The sequence below is a fragment of the Hymenobacter endophyticus genome (assembly GCF_032464715.1).
Lineage (GTDB): Bacteria > Bacteroidota > Bacteroidia > Cytophagales > Hymenobacteraceae > Hymenobacter > Hymenobacter endophyticus.
On record NZ_JAWDJT010000009.1, the window covers coordinates 108,765 to 133,011 of the forward strand.

Sequence of the window (24,247 nt, forward strand, 5' to 3'; positions counted from 1 at the left end):
CATTTCCAGAGAAGGTAAGCTAACCTTTCTCTCTAACGACAGTCTGAAAAATCAGCAGTTGGTCAATCCTTTTCGAGGTACACCCGTCTATGATAGTATACGACAGTATCCGGATATAATAAGGAGTGGGAAATTACGGGTGGACGTCAACTAGGCTATTCCTCCTACTCGCCGCAACCCTCCGCCGGCATCTGGTTACTTTGCGGCTGAAACCAGTTCGCTTTATGAAATTCCCCGCGCTTCTCGCCGCTTCTCTCCTCCCCTTATTGCTGGCCGCTCAGCAACTGCCCATACCGCGCAACCTGCAGGCGACCTACGCCAAAGGTACCCGCTCAGCAACCGGCCAGCCCGGGCCTAACTACTGGCAGAACTCGGCGGATTACAAGCTCAAAGTCAATTTTGACCCCACCACGCGGCTGGTGAAGGGCACGGCCGATATTACTTACCACAACCAGAGCCCCGACTCGCTGCGGCAGCTGTGGTTCAAGCTCTATCCCAACCTCTACAAGAAAGGTGCCCCCCGGGCCAGCGGCATGAGCCCCGAGGACGTGGGCGAAGGCATGAAGCTGGAGAAGCTGACCATCAACGGCCAGCCCCTGGACGTGGCCAAACTCAAGGCCGATTTCACTAACCTGACGGTACCGCTGCGCCGGGCCATCGGGGCCCGGCAAACAGCCCAGATTTCGGTTACGTACAGTTACGCCCTCAATAAGGGCTCCCATATGCGTACCGGCGAGGTGGAACCGGGGGCCGATTTCGTGGCCTACTTCTTCCCCCGCGTGGCCGTGTACGACGATATTGACGGCTGGAACCGCCACCCCTACCTCGGCAGCCAGGAGTTCTACAACGACTTCGCCAACTTCTCGGCCGACATCACCGTGCCCCGCAACTTCGTGGTGTGGGCCACCGGCGACCTGACCAACGCCGACAAAGTATTAGGCAAAAAGTACGCCCAGCGCCTGCGCGAAGCCGAAACCAAGGACGGAATTACGAGTATCATCACTGCCGCCGACCTCAAAGCCAAGGATCTGACGGCCCCCGCCGCTCAGAATACCTGGCACTTCGAGGCCAAAAACGTGACGGACTTCGCCTTTGCCACCACCAACCACTACGTGTGGCAGGCCAGCAGCCTAGTGGTGGACCCCGCTACCAAGCGCCGCACCCGCGTGGATGCCGTGTACAACCCCGAGCACAAGGACTACGAGGAGGTGGTGCACTTTGCCCGCAAAACGGTGGAGGCCATGAGCTACACCTTCCCCAAATGGCCCTTCCCCTACGCCCACGAAACCATCTTCGACGGGCTGGACCAGATGGAGTACCCGATGATGGTGAACGACAACCCCACCAGCACCCGCGAGGACGCCATTACGCTCACCGACCACGAGATTTTCCACACGATGTTCCCGTTCTACATGGGCATCAACGAAACCAAGTACGGCTGGATGGATGAGGGCTGGGCAACCATCGGCGAATGGCTGATTTCGGGCATGATTGACCCCAAGCTGGACGATGACTACGGCATTGCCCCCTACGCCGCCGCCGCCGATACCGAGGTGGACCTGCCCATCGTCACGCTCAGCACCCAGCAGACGGGCACGCCCTTCTTCCTCAACTCCTACCCCAAGCCGGGCCTGGGCTACCTCTACGTGAAGGATTTGCTGGGCGACGAGCTGTTCACGAAGGCCCTGCACACCTACATCCGCCAGTGGAACGGCAAGCACCCCATGCCCTACGACTTCTTCAACTCGATGAACGCCGGGGCCGGCCGCAACCTCAACTGGTTCTGGCAGCGCTGGTTCTTCGACGGCGGCTACCCCGACTTGGCCATCCAAAACGTGAGCAAAACCGCCAGCGGCTACGATATCGTAGTAGAAGCCAAAGGCACCAAGCCCGTTCCCGTGGACCTCACCGTAACCTACCAGGACAACTCCACCGAGAAGCTGCACCGCACCATCGGCGTGTGGGAACAGGGCGCGAAAACCGTAACCGTGCCCCTGCCCACCACCAAAGCCGTGAAGCAGCTGAAGCTGGGTGCCACCCTCGTGCCCGACAGCTACCCGAAGGACAACGTGTGGGAGGGGAAGTAAGGCCTGTGTTTAAAAACTGTAGCTTGCTTAAGTACTTTAACAACTAACTGTCTTCCCACATGACTACAGAACTAACTATAAAGAATGTTGTCAAGGAACTACTGATGTATGATGTTTTGCGTTGGCATAAATGGGAAGCTTTCAATAGAGCAAATATTGAGGTTCATGCTTATGATAATGAGAATCCTCTTGAATTAGCTTTAGATCTGATGGGGTTTCCTAAGGACAATTCAAGCCAGTATTCTTCCAATCCGAGTTCACCTCAGGCGGAAGGAGACTATGACAAAAACTTCTTTTGTCATGATTACTTCTCAGATTTAGTGCATACGTTCTCGCAACAAGAACCACTTGCAGATATAGAAATTTTGTATCAGCAGCTTCTAGAAGAGCTTGAAGAGACTAGAAATGAAGCGCCACACTTGTTCATGCACATTTCATGAATTTGATTTAACGTACCTTTACCCCCAGTGATGGGTCGCCCCACCGCGGCGCTGCAAGGCGACGAGGAAAGTCCGGGCAACGCAGAGCACCCTGCTTCCTAACGGGAAGGACTGGGCGGCGTAAAGCTTCTCAGGACAGCCAGTGCCACAGAAAACTACCGCCAAGCGGTGGATGAGTAAGTGAGCGAATGAGTGAAGCATTATTTGTTCTGCGCAAGCGAAACGAATAACTCACTCAACCACTCATTCACTCAATCACCTTTGGTAAGGGTGAAAAGGTGCGGTAAGAGCGCACCAGCGGCTGGGTGACCAGTCCGGCTGGGTAAACCTCAGGGGTTGAAAGACCAAATAAGCCAGTACGTGGCCCTTCGGGGGCGCACCGGGCGGCTCGTCCGGCGCTGGCGGGTAGGTTGATGGAGCCCGCGCGCAAGTTCGGGCCTAGATAAATGGTGGGGCCGCGTGCTTTCGGGCGGGCGGACAAAACCCGGCTTACAGACTCATCACCGTCTTCAAACGGCCGCCGCATCTTCGGGTGCGGCGGCCGTTTCGGTTACTGGATATCGTAGGTTGCGGGCAATAATTAGGGCTAGTTCCCCTCCTTGGAAAGGAGGGGTTAGGGGTGGTTGATTATTCCTGAACGATGATTAGAACTAGCTCTAAAACCTGTTCTGGCAGCATCAGCCACCCCTAGCCCCTCCTTTCCAAGGAGGGGAACTAGCCCTAATTATAATATCCCTCAAATCGGGTTAAATAGTGTTATTTCGCATACACAAACGTTTGCATAATGTCTGAATTGATACGTGTAGTACCCATACTTTCCCGCCGTTGGTCGTTGGTTCTGGCTGGTTTCGGCTGGCTGCTGCCCCTGCTGATTTCTCTTCCCACCTTCGCCCAGAAAGCCCCGCCCAAAGCCGCCGACGTGTACGTGGATGCGGCCGGGGTGCTGCGCTGGCAGGGCACGAAACAGGAAGTGGCGCTGTTTGGGGTGAACTATACCACCCCCTTCGCTCACTCCTACCGGGCCCACCGCCGCCTGGGCGTCACGCCTGAGCAGGGCATCGACCGGGACGTGTATCACCTTTCCCGGCTGGGCATTGATGCGTTCCGGGTGCACGTCTGGGACGTGGAAATTACGGATACGCTGGGCAACGTGCTGGAGAATGAGCACCTGCGCCTGCTCGATTACCTGTTGCAGCGGCTAAAGCAGCGCGGTATCAAAACGATGCTGACGCCCATAGCCTATTGGGGCAACGGCTACCCCGAGCCCGACACTGCCCAGACCGGCTTCTCGGCTATTTACCCCAAGGGCCGCGCCTACAACAACCCGCGCGCCATCCGGGCCCAGGAAAACTACCTGCGGCAATTCCTCAACCACCGCAACCAGTACACCGGGCTGCTCAACCGCGAGGACCCCGACATCATTGCCTACGAGGTGTGCAACGAGCCCCATTACCGCCAGCCGGAAGCTGAAGTAAGCGAGTTTGTGCAGCGGATGGTGGCGGCCATGAGGGCCGCCGGCTATAAGAAGCCTATCTTCTACAACTTGGCCGAAAGCCCGGCCGTGGCCAATGCCATTCTGAGCAGCCCGGTGCAGGGCTTCACATTTCAGTGGTACCCCTCGGCGCTGGTGAATGGGCATACGCTGCGCGGCAACCTGCTGCCGCTGGTGCAGCAGTACCCGATTCCGTACGCCCGGGACCCGCGCTTCGCCGGCAAGCCCCGGCTGGTGTACGAGTTTGAGTCGGCCGATATTCTGCAGCCGGTGATGTACCCGCTAATGGCCCGCAGCTTCCGCAGTGCCGGCTTTCAATGGGCCACCCAATTCGCCTACGACCCGCTGGCCCTGGCCTACGCCAACACCGAGTACCAGACGCACTACCTCAACCTGGCCTACACCCCCGCCAAAGCCATCAGCTTGCTGATTGCGGGCAAGGTGTTCCGGCAAGTGAAGCGCAACCAGCAGTTCCGGGCTTACCCCCAGGATTCCGCATTCGGAAACTTCCGGGTGAGCTACCGCAACGGCCTGAGTGAGCTGAACACGCCCGAGGAATTCTACTACACCAGCAGCACTTCTACCGTCCCGCGCAAACCAGCCGCTTTGCGCCACGTAGCCGGCACCGGCTCTTCACCAGTTGTTTCATACGAAGGTACCGGAGCTTACTTCCTCGACCAGCTGGCTCCCGGTGTGTGGCGGCTGGAGGTGATGCCCGACGCCATTCAGCTGCGTGACCCATTCGCCAAAACATCTTTGCGCCAGACCGTCACGCGCATTGCGTGGAACACCCAGCCCCTACGCCTTGCGCTGCCGGGTTTGGGCACTGATTTCGCGGTACGCGGCCTGAACGAAGGCAACGCCTTCCAGGCTCAGGCCAACGGCGGCACGGTGGCGCTACGGCCGGGCGTGTACATAGTAGCGGCCCGGGGCAAAAGCACCACCGCTTACACCGCGCAAACCCAGTTGGGTGCCATCAAACTGGGCGAGTTCGTGGCCCCGGCAGCCACGGCGCTACCCACGCAGGTGATGCACACAGCTCCGGCCCAGCTGCCCGCCGGGCAGCCGACAGTCCTGCGCGCTACCATTGCCGGGGCCGAACCAACCGATTCGGTGCTGCTGATTGCCCAGCATTTCTACGGGCAAACGCGCACGATTCCGATGCGCCGCCCTACCCTCACCACCGCCGAAGCCACCGTACCCGCCGAGCTGCTCTACCCGGGCCTGCTACGCTACTGGGTGGTAGTGAAGCATAACCAGCAAACCACCACCTTCCCCGGCGGCTTTGCCGGCAGCCCCCGCGACTGGGACTACGCCCCCCAGGACCACTGGGAAGCGCCCATCGTGCCGGCCGGAGCCCCGCTGCCCTTGTTTGAGGCGGCCCACGACCAGCAGCGGGTGGAAACCGGCGGCGTCAACGGCTCCGGCTGGACGGATTACGTAACCACCAACACCGGCCACCTGGCCCTGCGGCTGCTCCAAGCTCCCAAGCCCGCCAGCCAACCCGCCTTCTTCGACCCAGCCGCGCCGGTGGCGTTTCTGCGGGCCTACTTCGGTGACCGGCTGGCCGTGCGGGCCAGTGAGGCCGGCAACTTTCGGGAGCTAGTGCTGCGCGCCCGGCAAGGCGGCGCGGCCGGCCCCGTTCGCCTCGTGCTCACCACCCGAGACGCGGCAGCTTATTCAACGGAAGTAGCCGTAGGAGCCGATATGCAGGAAATCCGGGTGCCGCTGGCGGCGTTTCGGCCGGCGCAGCAGGTGCTGCTGCCGCGCCCGTACCCCAGCTTTCTGCCGATGAATGCTCCCGGCAGTGCTGGCCCGGCTCTGCCTTTGGCCCAGACTGAAGTACTACAGATTCTGCTTGGCCCGGCAGCGGCTTCCGGTGCCACGGAGCGGCCGTACCTGGATATTGAGTCGGTGGAGCTGCGGTAGCAGCCCGGCCGGTCCGGCGGCTGGAAGCCGTCGGGCCGGTTGCCGCAAGAACAACGGCGCCTGAACAACGACGCGTGCCCGATACCGTAACAACGTCAGCTAACGGAAACCGGCCCCACGGCTCCCAGCCGCCGAACCGGCCGGGCTGCACCCAACCCGGCAACTCGGCGGCACGTTTTGTACCTTTCGCGGCCTTCACTTTTGTTTTTTCTATGCCCCGCATTCTCATTATCGACGACGAAAAAGCCATTCGGCACACGCTGAAGGAAATCCTCGAATACGAAAGCTACCAGGTAGATCAGGCGGAGGACGGCCCCACCGGCCTCGATATGCTCATCCGCGACAAGTATGACGTGGTGCTCTGCGACGTGAAAATGCCCAAGATGGATGGCATTGAGGTGCTGGAGCGGGCCCGCATTCTGGCCCCCGGCGCCACGTTTATCATGGTATCGGCCCACGGCAACGTGGAGACGGCCGTGGATGCCACTAAAAAAGGCGCTTACGATTTCCTGCAGAAGCCCCCAGACCTGAACCGCCTGCTGGTAACCGTGCGCAACGCCCTCGACCACAGCAAGCTAGCCACCGAAACTACCAAACTCAGCACCGAGAACAAGACGCTTAAAAAGAAGCTAGCCAAAAACTCGGAAATGATTGGCGACTCGGAGGCGCTGTCAGTGGTGCGCAAGGCCATTGAAAAGGTGGCTCCTACCGATGCCCGCGTGCTTATCACTGGCCCTAATGGAGCCGGCAAGGAAATGGTAGCCCGGCAGCTACATGAGCTCAGCAACCGTAGCAATGGGCCACTGGTAGAAGTAAACTGCGCCGCTATTCCCTCCGAGCTGATTGAGTCGGAGCTGTTCGGGCACGAAAAAGGCTCGTTCACTTCGGCGGTAAAGCAGCGCATCGGCAAGTTTGAGCAGGCCGATGGCGGCACCCTGTTTTTGGACGAAATTGGGGATATGAGCCTCTCGGCTCAGGCGAAGGTGCTGCGGGCCCTGCAGGAAAACAAGATTACCCGGGTGGGCGGCGAAAAGGAAATTTCAGTGAACGTACGCGTGCTGGCCGCCACCAATAAAGACCTACTACAGGAAATTGCCGACAAGAACTTCCGCGAGGACTTGTACCACCGCCTGTCCGTTATCCTTATTCAAGTGCCGGCCCTCAACGACCGGCGCGACGATATTCCGGCTCTCATTGAAAAGTTTCTCAAGGATATTGCCCAGGAGTACGGCAACAAGCCCAAAAAGGTAGATGCTGCCGCCCTCAAATACCTGCAAAGCCTCGACTGGCGCGGCAATATTCGGGAGCTGCGCAACGTGGTAGAGCGGCTGGTGATTATGAGTGAGGACACCATTATGGAGGCAGACGCCCGCGCCTTTGCGGGTAAGTAAGCTTGGCAAAACCAGCCGCAGAGGTTTGGTTTGCGTAGTAGAAGCCCCGGGCAGCCTAGCTGTTCGGGGTTTTGTTTACCTACTTTCCGCTCCTGCTCTGTATGACTTCCTTTTTCGATGAACTGCTGGGCATGCAGGCCACGGCTGAGACAATTACCGTTGGGCAAACCTGTGCCCGGACAGTGCTGGTATTCTCGGTTGCCCTGATCCTGCTGCGGCTGTCGGGCCGGCGCACGTTTGGCGGCAACAGTGCCCTGGATATGGTGGTCAAATTTATGTTTGGCGCCTTGCTTAGCCGTGTCATCATTGCCGATGCTCCGATGGGCATTACGTTTGTTGCCGCCGCCGCACTGGTGTGCGTGCACCGGATACTGGCTTACGCCCTGTATTTCTCGCCTGCTCTGCGCCGGATTGTGAAGGGCACCGATTCTGTACTGGCCGAGGGAAGCACCATTCATCAGCACGAGTTGCGCAAGGCCAGCGTGAGTGAGGCGGAGCTCCGGGCCGGCGTCCGGGCAGCAGCCAATACTGACGAGCTGAGCAACCTGGAGAAAGTTCGCCTGGAGCACGATGGAACCATTAGCGTAATCAAAAAGCCCAAGTAGATGCGGCCCTAACAACACCCGGCGGGCAACCTTAGATGAGCAGAAAACGGCAATGACTAGTCGCTATTTGATATGATACGTGCGCAGCCGCAGGGAATTTAGCAGCACCGAAACAGAGCTGAGGGCCATTGCCCCGGCGGCCAACATGGGGGAAAGCAGCCAGCCGGTGAGCGGGTAGAGCAAGCCGGCCGCCACCGGAATACCCAACGTGTTGTAGACAAAGGCAAAAAACAGATTTTGACGGATGGTGCGCATGGTTTGGCGCGAGAGGCCAATGGCCGTTACCACTCCCTGCAAGTCGGAGCGCATCAGGGTGATGTCGGCGGCGGCCATAGCCACATCTGTGCCCGAGCCCATGGCAATTCCGACATCGGCCTTGGCCAGAGCGGGCGCATCGTTGATACCGTCGCCGACCATAGCTACCACCCGCCCTTCGGCCTGCAGCTCCTTCACTTTACCGGCCTTATCCTGGGGCAACACGTCGGCAAAAAACCGGCTGATGCCCACCTGCCCCGCAACGCGCGCGGCAGTTTGCGCGTTGTCGCCGGTCATCATCACCACTTCCAGCCCTTGTTGCTGCAGACGCTGGATGGCCGCCGCTGAGGTTTCCCGTACAGTATCGGCCACACCGAACACCGCCACCAGTTCTCCATCCACGGCGGCATAGAGCACCGTTTTGGCCTCCGTCAGCAACTGGTTAGCGGCCTGCTGCAACTCCGGGCTTAGGTGGATTGCCTGTTCCGTGAGCAGGCGCAGGTTACCGATCAGAACTGCGCGGCCCGCCACCGTAGCGCCCGCGCCCCGGCCTTCGTAGGCCCGAAAATCGGTTACTGGCAGCGCGCTAACCTTGGTTGGTTCAGCGTAGCGCACCACGGCTTCTGCCAGCGGGTGCTCACTTTGCCGCTCCAGCGCCACCAGCAAGGCCAGCAACTCCGCTTCTACTTGTCCGACTTCCTTTACAAAATCTGTCACGGCAGGCTCTCCGCGCGTAATGGTGCCGGTTTTATCCAGCAGTATGGTATTCACCTGGTAGGCATTTTCCAGCGCCTCAGCGTTGCGGATAAGTACGCCCTGCTCGGCACCCCGGCCAGTACCCACCATAATGGCCGTGGGCGTAGCCAAACCAAGCGCGCAAGGGCAGGCAATAATCAGTACCGCCACAAAATTAATCAGGGCCAGGGGCAGCCGCTGCCCCGGCTCAGCCAGCGCAAACCACGCGGCAAACGTGCTGATGGCAATGACAATAACCACGGGCACAAATACGGCGCTTATCTTATCGGCCAGGCGCTGAATGGGTGCCCGGCTGCCTTGGGCTTCCTCTACCAACCGCACAATCTGGGCCAGTACGGTATCGGCGCCCACCTTGGTTACCCGGAAGCGGAAAGCGCCGGTTTTATTAAGCGTGGCCCCGAATACCACGTCTCCGGCCCGTTTTTCTACCGGCAGGCTTTCCCCGGTCAGCATGGCTTCATCCAGGCTAGACTGCCCGCTGAGGATAACGCCATCGGTGGCTACTTTCTCGCCGGGGCGCACCAGTACTTCGTCGCCCAACTGCACTTGTTCAATAGGTACATCTACTTCCTGCCCATTACGCAGTACGCGGGCTGTTTTGGCCTGCAGGCCCATAAGGGCTTTAATGGCGGCCGACGTTTGTTGCTTGGCCCGGCTTTCCAGCACCTTTCCCAGCAGGATCAGGGCAATAATGGTAGCCGTAGTATCATAGTACACCTCCGGCATAAGACCCTGCCGCATAAAGAAATGAGGGGCTACCGTGGCGGCCAAACTGTACAGAAAGGCCGCGCCGGTGCCCACAGCAATGAGGGTATCCATGCTGGCGGTGCCGTGGCGCAGGTTTTTCCAGGCGGCCACGTAAAACTCCCGCCCACTGTAGAGCAACACTGGCAGCGTGAGCAGCAGCAGGCCGTAGTTGAGCAGCGGGGTAGAAATCCGGCTCAGTAGGCTGGGCCAGAGCATGAGCATACTCAGCGGCATAATTACCAGAGCCAGCCCCACCGCCACCTGAAACCGCCGCCGCAGATGGGCGTAGGCCTGGGCCTTGCGCTCCTCCAGCTCCTCATCCTTGGCTAGCGGCGCACTGGCCACGAGAGGCGTTACCGGCTCATGCACCGTATACCCGGCCTGCTCCACCGCTGCTTTCAGCCCGGAGCGGTCAATTTGGGAGGGCAAGTAGTCGATGGTAGCCTTTTCGGAAGCCAGGTTTACGGTAGCGCGTTGCACGCCGGGCGTGCGGCTGAGGGCCCGCTCCACAAAGTTGGAGCAGGAGGCACAGGTCATGCCTTCAATAATCAGAATATCGGTATGCGTGGCTTCAGCAGTTGCCGCCAGTGAACCGGCGGGCTCCGCACTTGCCGGAGGTATTTGTGGGGAATCAGAGGAGTGCATGAGCAGAAAAAATAGCTTATCGAGTTGACGTCCAACCCTTCCGCTAAATAACCACCTAGAGTCCCGAATGGATGTGCAGAATTCGCCGCCTGCGGGTACAACATTTGCGTGAGCAGGCTAACGACATTGCGGGCAACTTCAGGAGCAGGGAGCGGGCACCTGGATTCACTCACCTGATGTTGCCCGCGTTATCCGGCATAAACAGCGGACTTACACCATCTGGTTGCAGCCGCGCACGTCAGAGTTATCGAGACGGCCTAGCACTTCGAAGGAGCCATCCGGGTGCAGACGGGCTAGGTCCTTGGTTTCGATGAAGGCGCAGCTGTCCACGTTGGCTAAGTCGATGACATTGATAGCTCCGTCGGCGCGGGTTGCCGATACTGAAAACGGGTCGGAAGGGTCGCGCAAGAGCACCCGCAGTTGGGGCGGGGCGTGAAACCGGCCGTCGCCGAAGCTGTAGGCCTGGCCCAGCAGTTCCGTCATGCCATACTCCGAGTGAATGCCCGCTGGCCCGAAAGCTACCTGTAGCTCCGCGTGCAGCTCCTCCCGAATCATTTCGCGGCGGCGGCCCTTCATGCCCCCGGTTTCCAGCACCGTGAGTCCCTGCAGCTCCGGCCGGCCGGGGTAGGCGGCAGCAAAATCGAGCAGGGCGTAGCTCACTCCTAGCAGCAGTACTTTCCGGCTCGTATCCTGCTTGGCCTGGGCCAGGGCCGCCACCAGCGCCGCGTGGTCGTGCAGGAAAAAAGCTGGCTCCCACTGACCCGATACCTGGGCGAAATGCTCCACCATAGCCACCAACGAGGAGTTGCCCTGTTCCAGATACGACGGCAGCAGCGCCAGCACCGTCCAGCCCGAAAGGGGGCCGTAATACTGCTCGAAGATGCGGGCGGCGTGCTGACGGTAGAGCAGCGGGTCGCGCACCTGGTGCTGGCTGCGGCTCTGGCGGGTGGTGCCGCTGCTCAGGAAGGTTTCCTGCGGCTCCCAGTCGGCGGCATCGGTGCGCACGTCCTGGGTTTTAAAGAACTCGATGGGCAGAAACGGAATATCCTCCAGCCGCTGCACCTGTTCGGGTTGGCAGCCCAGCGCCGCCAGGTAGTCGGCATAGGGGCGGCAGTGCTCGGCTTGGTAGCGGAACAGGGCCAGCGCCGCCGCGGGGGCCGTTTCGGGCGTGAGGTGCGGCAACTGGCGCAAGTGGTCTTCGCGGAAACTCATTCGGGGCAGCAAGGGTTAGCGGAAAGTAGAACAATGCGGCCTGCGCTTCGTTCGTTCAGATGTTGTACCTTCCCGGCTGATGGGGCTGAGTAGCCCGGCTGATTTTTCTGGCACTGTATGTTCACACTTCGTACGCTTCGTTTAGTTTGTTTGCTAGCCGTAAGTGGTCTGGCCATTGGATCCTGTATTAATCCGCCTGATTATCCCAACACTCCAGAAATCGAGTTTAAGAGCATCTCCAAGCAGCGTTTAGACAATAGATTTGGCTTGTATGATACGGTTACGATTAATATAAATTATAAAGATGGTGACGGTGATCTGGGGTTGAGACAGGCAGACACGTTACCTCCGTTTAACTACTATCGTCGTCAGGCAGGGAAGACTCCTAAGATAAACTTTGATGCCTACAACTATTTGTGTAAGCTACAAATAGAGAAAAACGGGGTCTTTAAGGATTACATCAATCCCAATGACAGCATAGGCTTAAATGGTCGTTACCCCCGTCTTACTCCAGAAGAGCAAGGCGATAGAGCTGCCCCGTTGAAAGGTTCCATTTCATACGGTCTGGTAGTATTTAAAGGCTCCCCTCCAGAAATACAAACCGGCACTGTTATCCGCTACCGAATCAGCATCCGAGACCGTGCACTACGTACCAGTAACGAAATTTTCACTGATCCTGTCAGAATAGAGTAGAGCAGTCTCAGCCCTACACGACGAAGCGGCACGTTTGAAAAAACTTTTCAGGCGTGCCGCTTCGTCGTGTAAAACCGGACTTTAATTTTCGTTAGTAAATGGCGGGGAACCGCTTGGGGTCGGCTTCCTGCATGATTTCGTACACGGCGTCGAATACGTCCTCCACGTTAGGCTTGCTGAAGTAGTCACCGTCGGAACCGTAGGGCGGGCGGTGAGGCTGGGCGGCCAAGCAGCGCGGCTGCGAGTCGAGGAAGCGGTAGGCTTGCTGCTCGTCCAGCACCTGCTGCATCATAAAGGCAGTAGCGCCGCCGGGCACGTCCTCATCGGCAAACAGTACGCGGTTGGTGCGCTGCAGCGAGTCGGCAATTACGTGGTCCACATCGAAGGGCAGCAGGGTCTGCACGTCGATGACTTCCACTTTGATGCCTACTTCCTCCAGCTGCTTGGCGGCGTCCAGCACAATGCGGCACATGGAGCCATAGGTCACAATGGTCAGGTCGTCGCCTTTTTTCAGGGTTTCGGGCTGGCCCAGGGGCAGCGTGAACTCGCCCACGTTCTGCGGAATCCGCTCCTTGAGGCGGTAGCCGTTCAGGCACTCAATCACAATGGCCGGCTCATCGGAGCGCAGCAGGGTGTTGTAGAAGCCGGCGGCCTGCGTCATGTTGCGCGGCACGCACAGGTGCATGCCCCGGATGGAGCCCAGAATCATCTGAATGGGCGAGCCCGAGTGCCAGATGCCTTCGAGGCGGTGGCCGCGGGTGCGCACAATCAGCGGAGCCTTCTGGCCACCCTTGGTGCGGTACTGCAGGCAAGCCACGTCGTCAGAAAGAATCTGGATGGCGTACAGCAGGTAATCGAGGTACTGGATTTCGGTGATGGGGCGCAGGCCGCGCATGGCCGCGCCAATGCCCTGCCCCACAATGGTGCACTCCCGGATACCGGTATCGGTCACGCGCAGCTCCCCGAACTTTTCCTGCAGGCCGGCAAAGGCCTGGTTCACGTCGCCGATGCGGCCCACGTCCTCGCCAATGGCAAAAATGCGCGGGTCGCGCTGGAAGTTGGCGTCGAAGCAGGCCTGCAGCACCTCGCGGCCGTCCACTTGCGGGGCATCGGCGGCAAACACGGCTTTCACTTCTTCGATGTTGCCAATGGCTTCCTCACTCTGGCTGAACAGGTAGGAGTTGTACCGGTCGGCATTTTCGGCCAGGGCCTGCTCCAGCCAGTTCTGCAGCTCACGGCGGGCTCCGCTGCGCTGCCCGCGCACCTGGCGCAGGGCGCGGCGCACGGTACGCACCAAATCGGCGCGGATGGGGGCCGGGTTGTGAGCCAGAGATTCTACCAGCTCATGAAGCTGATTTTCGGCCCCGTTGTCCTTCACCAATCGGTTCAGCAGCTCCACCACCTCAGCGGCTTCCTGCTTGATGGGGTTAAAAAACTCGTTCCAGGCGGCAGTGCGCGCCTGCTTCACGGTTTCTTTGGCTTCGGCTTCAATCTGGTCGAGCTCCTGCTCCGAGGCGTGGCCTTCCACCAGCAGCCACTCGCGCAGCTTGCGCAGGCAGTCGTGCTCCTCTTCCCAGCTCAGGCGGTCCTTGCTCTTGTACCGCTCGTGGGAGCCGCTGGTGCTGTGGCCCTGGGGCTGGGTAACTTCCTGCACGTGAATCAGTACGGGTACGTGCTGGGTGCGGCATACCTCGGTGGCGCGCTGGTAGGTATCGATGAGGGCGGGGTAGTCCCAGCCGCGCACCCGGAAAATCTCGAAACCGTCCTGGCCCTCGCCTTCGCGCTGGAAGCCTTTCAGAATCTCGCTGATGTTCTGCTTGGTCGTCTGGTACTCGGCAGGTACCGAAATGCCGTAGTGGTCATCCCACACGCTCACCAGCATCGGAATCTGGAGCACGCCGGCCGCGTTGATGGCCTCGAAGAACATGCCTTCCGAAGTGCTGGCGTTGCCGATGGTACCGAAGGCTACCTCGTTGCCATTCACCGAAAACTGCGAAAACTGATGCAGCTCGGGGTTCTGGCGGAACAGTTTAGAGGCGTAGGCCAAGCCCACCAATCGGGGCATCTGGCCCCCGGTAGGCGAAATATCGGCCGAGGAGTTTTTGCTTTCGGCCAGGTTGCGGTAGTTGCCGTCCTCATCGAGGTGGCGGGTACCGAAGTGACCGTTCATGGCGCGGCCGGCGGTGCTGGGCTCGGCCTCCACATCGGCGTGGGCGTAGAGCTGGGCGAAATACTGTTGCAGCGTCAGCTCCCCGATGGCTAGCATAAACGTCTGGTCGCGGTAGTAGCCCGCGCGCCAGTCGCCGGCCCGGAAAGCGCGGGCCATGGCCAGCTGGGGCACCTCCTTGCCATCCCCGAAGATGCCGAACTTGGCCTTGCCCATGAATACTTCCTTACGGCCCGCCAGGGAGGCGTGGCGGCTTTCCCAGCCCAGGCGGTAGTCGCGGAGCAGGTCTTCTTTGCTGAGGGAGGCGACGCTGGTCTGCACGTCGGCGGCGGTTTCGGCAGTGGACATAAACGAAAGGCGGGTGTTAGGGCAAAAAGTGGGTGGGAGGAAAAAGCCCGGCGGGATACAGGCCCCCAAAAGTACGGATTTGCCGCCGATGCGGTGGTAGCCGGTTTGTGGCTATCTTTGGGAGTAGCAGAACTAGCCCGTCTGTCATCCTGAGCCTGCGAAGGACCTTACCGCAGATGAACAACATCGTCCGGTAAAAACGTATCGTGCTAAGGTCCTTCGCAGGCTCAGGATGACAGGTTTTGATTTTTCAACTTTCTCTCAATCATGAAATACCTCTTCTCCCTCTTGCTTACCGCGCTGGTAACCGTGGCCGCCCAGGCCCAGGGCGTACTTACCTTCGATAAAGAGCTGCACGATTTTGGCAGCGTCCCGGAGGGCACACTGGCCACGCACGAGTTCAGGTTCAAAAACACCGGCAACCAGCCCATCATCATTGCCAACGTGCAGGCCAGCTGCGGCTGTACCACCCCCGACTGGACCAAAACGCCCGTGCTGCCCGGCAAAACCGGTATTGTGAAAGCCGTGTACAGCAGCGCCGGCCGCCCCGGCATCTTCAACAAAACCGTGACGGTGACCAGCAACGCCAGCGCGCCCAGCTCGGTGCTCACCATCAAGGGCAATGTGCTGAACAAGGAACAAATGAAATCCTCGCTCACTCCTGCCCAGCTGGCGCAGTCGCCCCGCCTGACGCTGGACCGCACGGTGCATAATTTTGGTAAGATGGAGGCCGGTCAGGCACCCGTAGCCCGCTTCACGGTGAAGAATACCGGCAAGCAGGAGTTGGTGCTGGGCGCCCTCACCTCCCAGTGCTACTGCGTAGGCTATAAAAACGTGCCCTCGCCCATCAAGCCCGGCCAGAGCACTGTGGTGGAGCTGGTGTACAGCCAACGCAAGCTCGGCGACCAGAACGAGCCGGTGGTAATTACCAGCAACGACCTGAACGGGGACACCAAGCTCACGCTCAAAGCCACCGTGGTGCAAGACCTGAATGGGGGCAGCATGGTGAAAGAAAGCGGCGCTTCGGTTCCGTTTAAATAAGTCGAAACAGTAAAATTCAGGCGCAAAAGCCCTGTTGTCATCCTGAGTAGGGCGAAGGATTTAGCCAGGTAAGAGTGATTCGGTTAGCCGATAATCTCTCCGACCGGTCCCAGTCCTTCGCTCTACTCAGGATGACAGTTTTTTTTACGGCGCTATGACGGCAGTGTGTCTTATCTTTGCCCCGCCGTTCCGCGGCATTCCCCCATCCACCCCATTTTCACCCGCTTCGAGCCATGATCATCGGCGTACCGAAAGAAATCAAGAACAACGAAAACCGCGTAGGCCTGACCCCGGCTGGCGTAGCTGAATTCCGTAAGCATGGCCACGAGGTGTACGTGCAGGCGACGGCCGGCAACGGCAGCGGCTTCTCGGACGCTGAGTATGAGCAGGCGGGTGCCACGGTACTGCCCACTATTGAGGACGTGTACGCCAAGGCGGAAATGATTGTGAAGGTGAAGGAGCCGATTGCCTCGGAATACCCGCTCATCAAGGAAAACCAGCTGCTGTTCACCTACTTCCATTTTGCCTCGGGCGAGGAGCTGACCCACGCCATGATTGAGCGCAAAGCCGTGTGCCTGGCCTATGAAACCGTGGAGCTGCCCACCCGCGCTCTGCCCCTGCTCATTCCGATGAGCGAAGTAGCTGGCCGCATGGCCCCACAGGAAGGCGCTAAGTACCTAGAGAAACCCCTGAAAGGTCGGGGTATTCTGCTGGGCGGCGTACCCGGCGTGAAGCCCGCTGAAGTGCTGGTACTGGGTGCCGGCATTGTGGGTACGCAGGCCGCCAAAATTGCCGCTGGTCTGGGTGCTAAGGTAACCGTAATGGACATCAGCCTGAACCGTCTGCGTGAGCTGGACGACTTCATGCCCAAGAATGTGGTAACGCAGTACTCCAACGAGTACAACATCCGCGAAGCCATCAAAACCGCCGACCTCATCATTGGCGCGGTGCTGATTCCGGGTGCCAAGGCTCCCCACCTCATCACCCGCGACATGCTGAAGACCATGCGTCCCGGCACCGTGCTGGTGGACGTGGCCGTGGACCAGGGTGGCTGCATCGAAACCTGCAAGCCCACCACCCACGAAAACCCGACCTTCATCATCGACGACATCGTGCACTACTGCGTGGCCAACATGCCGGGTGCCGTACCGTACACCTCTACCCTAGCTCTGACTAACGCCACGCTGCCCTACGCCGTGAAGCTGGCCAACCTGGGCTGGCAGGAAGCCTGCCGCCGCGACGAGGCCCTGCGCCTCGGCCTGAACGTGGTACACGGTAAAGTGGTGTACAAAGGCGTAGCCGACGCCTGGGGTCTGCCCCTGGAATCGGTGGAGTCGGTAATGGAAGAGGCAATTGCCAATTAAAAATTGAGAAGTAAAAAGTAAAAGTTGAGCGTTCTGATGGTTTGAAACCGTTGGAACGCTCAACTTTTACTTTTTAAGACAGCCCACCTCGCATTACCCCGAATCGGGTATGCAGTGCGTCTTTTCTATTCTCCATTTTCTATTCTCCATTTTTAATTGAACATGAAAGGTATCCTATACACCGGCGGCGAGCTAACTGATTTGGTTACGTTTGCCCGCCTTCCCACCTACCTGCAAGCATTTTTGCGGGAGCAGAACGGGGTAGTTGCCTATTTTGGCGGATTGCACATCCGGGGCTGCGTGGCGGCGCCCAACTGGCACTCGTTGGCCAGCGTGTGGCAGGGTGAGCGGGCCTTGTGGCGCACATATACCGAGGTGCAGAAAGCCGATATTCCCTTTGCCCAGGACTGCGCGGGCAACCAGTTTCTGCTGCGCGGGGATGCCGTGCTGTGGCTGGACACCGAAACCGGGGAGCTGGCCGATCTGGAAGTGGATTTCAAGCATTTCCTGTTTGGGGCCGAGAAGTTCCCGCTGGATGCCTTGGGTATGGAGCCGCTGCGGGCGTTTCAGCTGGCGGGCGGCACCTTGCAGCCGGGGCAGCTGCTGAGTTTGTACCCACCGCTGTGCATTGCCACCAAAGGTAAATCCAAACCCAGCGCCAAGGCCGTATCGGTAACGGAGCGGCTGGCCTGGCTGGCCGAGTTTCACCGGCAAATCAAGGACCTGCCCGACGGCCAGCAAGTGCGCCTGACGCCTTTGTAGGTGGTTTGGGCCAGGCCGTATTTCATCTGCTCTTTTTCTGAATTGGCTGGGGCCCGGCTCCGGTGCTTTGCGTATGCCTGCTGAGTTTCTGCGCCTGCTGGTTCGTCGGTTTTCCCTGCTGCTGGGCGTATACCTGCTGCTGCGCCTGGGCTTCTACCTGTTTAATCAGACAGTATTTCAGGCTAGTTACGAGCAAGTGGCTGCTGCGTTCTGGCACGGCTTCCGGTTTGATATTGCAGGCCTACTGCTGCTGAATATTCCGTGGCTGGTATTGAGCTTGGTGCCGAGCCGCCACACACTGTGGCAGCGCACGGTGCGGGTGGTATGGCTGCTGCTCAACGGATTAGGCGTAGCCCTCAACCTCATTGACGTGGAGTATTTCCGCTTTATCGGGCGGCGCACCAGCAACGAGCTATTGACCATTGGGGATGATGTGCGCCGACAGGCTGGGCAACTGGTAGTTCAATACTGGTTTTTGCTGGTGCCATTTATGCTGCTGCTAGCGGCTATGTGGTACTTCTACCCCATGCCCAAACCCGCCGTGGTGGCTCCCTCCGGCCCTGCCCGCAGCCGCCTGGCTTTGGTGGGGCGTTACCTAGCGCAGGTGGTGATAATAGGCGGGTTGGTGGTGCTGGGCATCCGGGGCGGGGTGCAGCTCAAGCCGCTGCGCACGGGGCACGCTTTTATGCAGACGCCACCCGTGCTGGGCCACGTGGCCCTGAACAGCACATTTACCTTTCTGAAAAGCCTGGGGGCCCAAACCCTGGAGCGGCGCGAGTTTTTCACCTCTTCTGATTCGCTGCGCCAAGCCCTGGCTCCGCTGCCGCCCCGCCCCCGGCCCGGTGCGCCCCGCAGCAACGTGGTGGTGCTGCTGCTGGAAAGCTTTGCCTCCGAGTATACCGGTGTTGAAAACAACGGCCAAGGCTATACGCCCTTCTTTGATTCGCTGGCCACTCAGGGGCTGTTGTTCCGGGACCATTACGCCAACGGCCGCCGCTCCATCGAGGCGCTACCAGCCGTACTGGCCGGCCTGCCTTCCCTCAATGAGCATCCGTTTATCACCTCCACTTTCCAGACCGACGAGCTGCACGGGCTGGGCGAAATTCTGGGTCGTGAGGGCTACGCCACGTCCGTATTTCACGGGGCCCAGAATGGCACGATGGGTTTTAACACATTCAGCGGCATTGCGGGCGTGCAGCAATATTTCGGGCTGAATGAATATCCGGGTGCCGAAAAAAGCCCCGATTTCGATGGGCACTGGGGCATTGCCGATGAGCCCTACCTGCAGTACTTCGCGCGGCAGCTCAGCCAGCAGCCGCAACCGTTCTTTTCCACAGTGTTCACGCTCAGCTCCCACGAGCCGTTTGAGGTGCCCCGGCAGTACGCTGGGCGTTTCCCAACGGGCACCCAGCCCATTCATCAGGTAATTGGGTACACCGATTTTGCCCTGCGCCAGTTCTTCAAAACGGCCAGCCGCCAACCCTGGTACCGCAACACCCTGTTCATTCTGCTGGCCGACCACACTTCCCAATCGGATAAGCCAGACTACCAGAACACGCTGGGAAACTACAAAACGCCGCTGCTGCTCTTCCACCCCAGCCGGCCGCTGCCGCCTGCCAACGTGCACCGCATCACCCAGCAGGCCGATGTACCCGCCACCGTGCTGGACCTGCTCAACGTGCCCGCCAGCCGCCAGTTGCTCCCGTTTGGGTACTCCGTATTTGATGCTCGTAGCTCAGGCCGGGCGCTGTTTTTGAGTGGCGGCTCCCTGTTTCTGGTACACACCGATTACGTGACGGAGCTTACCACCGATAATCAAATTCGCCTTTACCCCTACCGCACCCACCAGCTCCCGGAAACGCCGCTGCCAAACCCCGACCCACAGAAAGTACGGCAGTACGGTAACGAACTGATGGCCGCCACCCAGTATTTCACGGACGGCCTACTGGATAACCGGCTATACCGCTAGTCTGCCGCCTCGGCGTATTCATCATCCTCGTCGGTCAGCTCGGCCTGAATAGCCCGGATTTCCTCCGTGTCGATGGGCTTATGAATCAGGCCCGAGACCAGGTTGTATTCCCGGGACTTTTCCAGGTCGGTGAGGGCCAGCGAAGAAGTCAGGATGTAGATGTGGCAGCGGCCTTGCAAACGGCTTTCGTAGGGCTGCAGGGCATCCAGAAACTGCCACCCGTTCATAAGGGGCATATTTAAGTCCAGAAACACTACCTGCGGCGGCGTGCCCTCCGTGTCCTGCACCAGCCGGCCCAAGGCCTGTGCTGCCGAGTGAAACGTGCTGATAGAAGTAGAAAAACCTTCGGCCCGCAGCAGCTGCTCCGTGAGGTAGATGCTGAGCGTATCATCGTCGATAAGGTAGGTTTTCACGAGCATAAGACTAGAACAGAAGCGTAAACTGGGTACCGGTATTTACCTCACTCCAGACGCTGATGCGCCCATTCATGGACTCTACGTGGGCCCTCACCAAGTACAGGCCAATACCCCGGCCCGGCATGCTGGGATGGAAACGCCGGTATAGCTGAAATACGTCGTTCTGGCCCGCGTCAAATCCTTGGCCGTTGTCACGCACCACCAGTTGGCGGTGCCCATCAGGCAAGGCGTCGGCCTTAATCACGACCTGCAATGGGCGCTCATCGGAGCGGTATTTGATGGCGTTGGAAAGCAGGTTGTGGAAGATGCTGTGAAAGTACGCCCGGCTGCCCAGTATCTGAAAGTCATCCGGAATCTGGCAGAGCACCTGGGCCCCATAGGCGTCCAGCTGCTGCTGCAGACTGTGCAGGGCCTGTTGGCACACCTTGGCAATGGCTACCGCCTCGGGGCGCATACTGCCCTGCTGGTCGCGTACTGATAAGATGCTGGTTACGTCAGCTACTACCGTATCCAGTAGCTGCAGGCTGGTATGCAGGTTCTTCAGCGACTCCTCAAACACCCCCGACGTCTTCTCGACTTTGCTCAGCAGCGTGGCGTACCCCAGGGAGTTGGCCAGCGGGGCACGCAGGTTGTGCGACACGATGTAGGTGAACTGCTGCAAGTCGGCGTTCTGTTTTTCCAGCCGTTTCAGCAGAAGGTTCTGCTGCTCCTCCGCCTCCTGTTGCGCCGATACGTCCTGCATAGCCCCAATCATGCGGAAGGCCCGGCCCTGCTCATCGCGCAGGATGTAGCCCCGGTCATAGACGAAGGCCCAGGAGCCATCGGCCCGCCGGAAGCGGTACGTCTGCTGCCAGAACTCGTTGGTAGTTTCCAGGGCCGTATGGCGCAAGCCGGCCACTACCCGGTCGTGTTCAGTAGGTTCTACCAAGTCACCCCATTTGCTGAATGGAGTGGGGTTTTGCTCCAAGTGGTGGCCAAACAGAGTTTCAAACCCCTCCCCCCAATACAGGGTATCGGCGGCAATATTCCAGTCGTAGAGGGCGTCGGTGGTAGCCTTGAGCACGTACCGGAACCGCTCGTTGCTGACTTCCAACCGGGCCTCAGCCTCTTTCTGCCGGGTTAAATCGTGGACAGTTCCCACCAGCTGGCAGCTGCCATCGGCCGCAAATACGGGCGTTACGCTGACCTCGCCGGTTTTGCGGCCGTTGGGGTACTCCGATACTTCCAGCCAGGAAACCGGGTGGCGGGTGGTAACAGCCAGCTGATAGTGCTGCAGCACCTCACTCAGCGACGGTTCGGGGATAATAGCCTGAACCAGCTTCCCTACTACTTTATCGGCCGACAAGCCGGTTGTGGTTTCAAAGGCCTTGTTCACGTACACAAACCGGTAGTCGGGGCCCTCCACGCTCAGCACAAACACCACGTCGGCGGTGGCGTTCAGCACGGTAGCAAGGTGGCGCTGCCGCTCCAGCGCAGCTTGGGTACCGCCCCCCGATTCCGTGGACTGCACCACCCCATAGAGCTGGGCCGGCTGCTCTGGTGAGCCGGGCAGTGGCAGCAACAGCATTGTCAGGGGGCCACGCTGCCGGGGTAGTTCCGTGGTAAAATCAACGGGCCGGCCAGCCAGTGCCTGCTGCAGCAACTGCGGCAGCAGCCGGGCTTCGGGGCCGGAGAGAAGCGCGGTGAGGTTGGTGCGTAGCAGCTCATCGGCGGGCAACTGCATAAGGTTGGCAAAACCCGTGGTGACCCGCAGTAAGTTGCCAGCCGCATCCAGGACCACCACGGCCCGCGGATTTAACAGGAATTGCGCTTGTTCAGGTATCATGGCCGTAACACTCATAAACAGAAACAACCTGTGTCCTAGCCAATCCGGCTGGCACCGCACGCAGATCCAAGCCTAAAGAAAGGAAATTGCTGCAACTCAAGCGCAGCTTTCCGCACAGGTATTTTCCTACTCAATACTACTGGAGTACCACGGCACTTCGGACAACTGCTCATTGGAGCGCGTCTCGAAGTGTACGCGCCAGCAGAAATGCTGCAGCCCATTGGTCAGCAGCAGTAGCGGAGCCCCGATGGTTTGGTTATAGGTAGCCGCCTGCATGGCCACGGCCGCCGTGATGGGCACCGTGGGCCGTTTGCACTCCACCAGCAGTAGCGGCTGGCCGGCCGCATTCAGGGCAATCAGGTCGGTGCGTTTTTGGCGCTGGTTGTAGCGGTGGCCACGCTCCAGGCTCAGCAGCCCTTTAGGGTAGCCGCGGTGGTTGATGAGGTAGTGTACCACATGTTGGCGCACCCATTCCTCGGGTGTCAGTACCACGTTTCGGCGGCGCAGCACATCCCAGATTAGCAAATTTTCGCTGGATTGTGTAACTTTGCAGTCGAAAGGCGGCAGGTTTAACTCTTGCATCACCTCCAAAGGTACGGCCCTGGGCACTCAACTCCCGCTTTTCACTCCGTACCGTCGCACCCGATTTATAGGGTTCCGACGGTTTTTTTGTACCTGAATTTTCCGGCTGCACGTAGCTGGTTGCTGCCCGGAGCAGTAGCCGGCCCCGTTGCAGCCTTTTTCCAAGCAACACTCTTATATTTCCCCTTATGAAGACTAAATCCGACATCGTCGAGAACTGGCTGCCCCGCTACACTGGCGTGGCGCTGAATGAGTTTGGCCAGTACATTCTGCTGACCAACTTTATCAACTATGTGCACATGTTTGCCGAGCAGTTTGGTACCGAAGTACGCGGCCTCGACAAACCCATGCAAACGGCTACGGCCAACGGCATCACCATCATCAACTTTGGTATGGGCTCGCCCATGGCGGCTACCGTTATGGATCTGCTGTCGGCCGTGAAGCCTAAAGCAGCCCTGTTCCTGGGTAAGTGCGGCGGCCTGAAAAACAAAACCAAGCTCGGTGACCTGATCCTGCCCATTGCCGCTATCCGGGGCGAGGGTACTTCGGATGACTACCTGCCGGCTGAAATTCCGGCGCTGCCTTCCTTCCGCCTGCAGCGAGCCGTGAGCAGCATGATCAAGAAGCACGAGAAGGACTACTGGACGGGCACCGTGTACACCACCAACCGCCGGGTGTGGGAGCATGACGAGAACTTCAAGGAGTATTTGCGCCAGATCCGGGCCATGGCCGTGGATATGGAAACGGCGACTATCTTCACCGTCGGTTTCGTGAATGAAATTCCCCACGGCGCTCTGCTGCTAGTATCCGACAACCCGATGACGCCGGAAGGCGTGAAAACCTCGGAAAGCGACAAAAAGGTAACCGCCGACTTCGTAAACGCTCACCTGCAGATTGGCATTGAGTCGTTGCTGGAGTTGAAAAACTCCGGGGAGTCAGTAAAGCACATGCGCTTCGAATAAGTACCAATAAGTACATACCTTGCCTGATGCGGGGCCTGGGTTTCCTAGTAGTAGTGAAGCTCAGGCCCCGTCTGTTGTAGCCCCCTCGCGCATGCCGGAAGTAGCTTCCCCTCCTTACCTGTACATCAATTACGAAGGGCGCCGCCGCACCTTGCTAAGTCGGTGGCAACGCTCCGTAATGCCGTTTGAGCTGCACCGGGGCTATGCTCAGCTGCTGGATACTGCCGCCGACTACCAGTGCAGTTGCTGGCTGGTTGACATTACCCGGCGCCTTTCTCCGCTGGGAGCCGCCGATGTGTCGTGGCTGATGGAGGAATATTTTCCGCAGTTACAGCCCCGCCTGGGCAATACCGTCTACCTGGCTTACCTGATGTCGCCGCACCAGTTGGCGGGCGTGCTGGCTACGCCTTACACACCGCAGCAGGCCGAGGAAGCGAACTTGCCCTACTATTTTCGGCGCTTCACGGATGAGGACAGCGCCCGGCAATGGCTGCGCAGCTGCGCCCGCAAAGCCCGCGCCGCCCAGATGCGGTGAATGTGGTCTGGCTGTGTACTTTCG

18 protein-coding genes and 1 other RNA gene are annotated in these 24,247 nt (G+C 59.3%); 13 read left to right on the forward strand and 6 right to left on the reverse strand.

Annotated features, from left to right (window positions below):
- The first annotated feature begins 224 nt into the window (after positions 1–224).
- From ROI90_RS14140 to ROI90_RS14165, 6 genes are all read left to right on the forward strand, one after another.
- Entirely contained in the window at positions 225–2,087 is a 1,863-nt protein-coding gene (locus ROI90_RS14140) for a M1 family metallopeptidase (protein WP_315999005.1), read from the forward strand.
- A gap of 59 nt (positions 2,088–2,146) precedes the next feature.
- Positions 2,147–2,527 (forward strand): hypothetical protein, encoded by a 381-nt coding sequence (locus tag ROI90_RS14145; protein WP_315999006.1) that lies wholly within the window; start codon positions 2,147–2,149, stop codon positions 2,525–2,527.
- 27 nt (positions 2,528–2,554) lie between these two features.
- Positions 2,555–3,035, forward strand: an RNA gene (rnpB, locus tag ROI90_RS14150) — RNase P RNA component class A.
- A 276-nt stretch (positions 3,036–3,311) separates the two neighbouring features.
- Positions 3,312–5,948, forward strand: a complete 2,637-nt coding sequence (locus ROI90_RS14155; protein ID WP_315999007.1) for a membrane or secreted protein — start codon at positions 3,312–3,314, stop codon at positions 5,946–5,948.
- Between the two features lie 212 nt (positions 5,949–6,160).
- Entirely contained in the window at positions 6,161–7,339 is a 1,179-nt protein-coding gene (locus ROI90_RS14160) for a sigma-54-dependent transcriptional regulator (RefSeq protein WP_315999008.1), read from the forward strand.
- 101 nt (positions 7,340–7,440) lie between these two features.
- Positions 7,441–7,944: a DUF421 domain-containing protein gene (locus ROI90_RS14165; RefSeq protein WP_315999009.1), complete on the forward strand. Its 504-nt coding sequence runs from the start codon at positions 7,441–7,443 to the stop codon at positions 7,942–7,944.
- A 63-nt stretch (positions 7,945–8,007) separates the two neighbouring features.
- Here ROI90_RS14165 and ROI90_RS14170 read toward each other — a convergent pair whose 3' ends face one another.
- Positions 8,008–10,347, reverse strand: a complete 2,340-nt coding sequence (locus tag ROI90_RS14170; RefSeq protein ID WP_315999010.1) for a heavy metal translocating P-type ATPase — start codon at positions 10,345–10,347, stop codon at positions 8,008–8,010.
- 210 nt (positions 10,348–10,557) lie between these two features.
- On the reverse strand, positions 10,558–11,559 hold the full coding sequence (locus ROI90_RS14175) for an acyl-CoA synthetase family protein (RefSeq protein WP_315999011.1): 1,002 nt from the start codon (positions 11,557–11,559) through the stop codon (positions 10,558–10,560).
- 117 nt (positions 11,560–11,676) lie between these two features.
- Between ROI90_RS14175 and ROI90_RS14180 the strand changes: the two genes are divergently transcribed.
- Positions 11,677–12,252 carry a hypothetical protein gene (locus ROI90_RS14180; RefSeq protein WP_315999012.1) on the forward strand — a complete coding sequence of 192 codons (576 nt, stop codon included), beginning with the start codon at positions 11,677–11,679 and terminating at the stop codon, positions 12,250–12,252.
- A gap of 91 nt (positions 12,253–12,343) precedes the next feature.
- Here ROI90_RS14180 and ROI90_RS14185 read toward each other — a convergent pair whose 3' ends face one another.
- The gene (locus tag ROI90_RS14185; protein WP_315999013.1) at positions 12,344–14,767 is read right to left on the reverse strand and encodes a thiamine pyrophosphate-dependent enzyme; all 2,424 of its coding nucleotides are present in this window, start codon (positions 14,765–14,767) and stop codon (positions 12,344–12,346) included.
- 267 nt (positions 14,768–15,034) lie between these two features.
- On the opposite strand from ROI90_RS14185, the gene ROI90_RS14190 reads away from it, so the two are divergent.
- The 4 genes from ROI90_RS14190 (at position 15,035) to ROI90_RS14205 (ending at position 19,903) form a co-directional block, all read left to right on the forward strand.
- Positions 15,035–15,808, forward strand: a complete 774-nt coding sequence (locus ROI90_RS14190; RefSeq protein ID WP_315999014.1) for a DUF1573 domain-containing protein — start codon at positions 15,035–15,037, stop codon at positions 15,806–15,808.
- Positions 15,809–16,041: 233 nt separating this feature from the next.
- On the forward strand, positions 16,042–17,172 hold the full coding sequence (gene ald / locus ROI90_RS14195; RefSeq protein WP_315999015.1) for an alanine dehydrogenase: 1,131 nt from the start codon (positions 16,042–16,044) through the stop codon (positions 17,170–17,172).
- A 162-nt stretch (positions 17,173–17,334) separates the two neighbouring features.
- Positions 17,335–17,934, forward strand: coding sequence for an SMI1/KNR4 family protein (locus tag ROI90_RS14200; RefSeq protein WP_315999016.1), 600 nt, complete (start codon positions 17,335–17,337; stop codon positions 17,932–17,934).
- A 73-nt stretch (positions 17,935–18,007) separates the two neighbouring features.
- A complete protein-coding gene (locus tag ROI90_RS14205; RefSeq protein ID WP_315999017.1) occupies positions 18,008–19,903 on the forward strand; it encodes an LTA synthase family protein in 1,896 nt (631 codons plus the stop codon).
- On the opposite strand, the gene ROI90_RS14210 is transcribed toward ROI90_RS14205, so the two are convergent.
- The 3 genes from ROI90_RS14210 to ROI90_RS14220 all read right to left on the reverse strand — a co-directional run bounded on the left by ROI90_RS14210 (position 19,900) and on the right by ROI90_RS14220 (position 22,726).
- Positions 19,900–20,316, reverse strand: coding sequence for a response regulator (locus tag ROI90_RS14210; protein ID WP_315999018.1), 417 nt, complete (start codon positions 20,314–20,316; stop codon positions 19,900–19,902). The two genes, ROI90_RS14205 and ROI90_RS14210, sit on opposite strands and share 4 nt — an antisense overlap.
- A 10-nt stretch (positions 20,317–20,326) precedes the next feature.
- Positions 20,327–22,144, reverse strand: a complete 1,818-nt coding sequence (locus ROI90_RS14215) for a PAS domain-containing sensor histidine kinase (protein ID WP_315999019.1) — start codon at positions 22,142–22,144, stop codon at positions 20,327–20,329.
- Between the two features lie 126 nt (positions 22,145–22,270).
- Positions 22,271–22,726, reverse strand: a complete 456-nt coding sequence (locus ROI90_RS14220; RefSeq protein WP_315999020.1) for a type I restriction enzyme HsdR N-terminal domain-containing protein — start codon at positions 22,724–22,726, stop codon at positions 22,271–22,273.
- Between the two features lie 188 nt (positions 22,727–22,914).
- Between ROI90_RS14220 and ROI90_RS14225 the strand changes: the two genes are divergently transcribed.
- Together ROI90_RS14225 and ROI90_RS14230 are read left to right on the forward strand one after the other, a co-directional pair.
- Entirely contained in the window at positions 22,915–23,688 is a 774-nt protein-coding gene (locus ROI90_RS14225) for an AMP nucleosidase (RefSeq protein ID WP_315999021.1), read from the forward strand.
- Between the two features lie 91 nt (positions 23,689–23,779).
- Complete coding sequence (locus ROI90_RS14230; protein WP_315999022.1) at positions 23,780–24,223, forward strand: hypothetical protein; 444 nt, start codon at positions 23,780–23,782, stop codon at positions 24,221–24,223.
- The last annotated feature ends 24 nt before the right edge of the window (positions 24,224–24,247 follow it).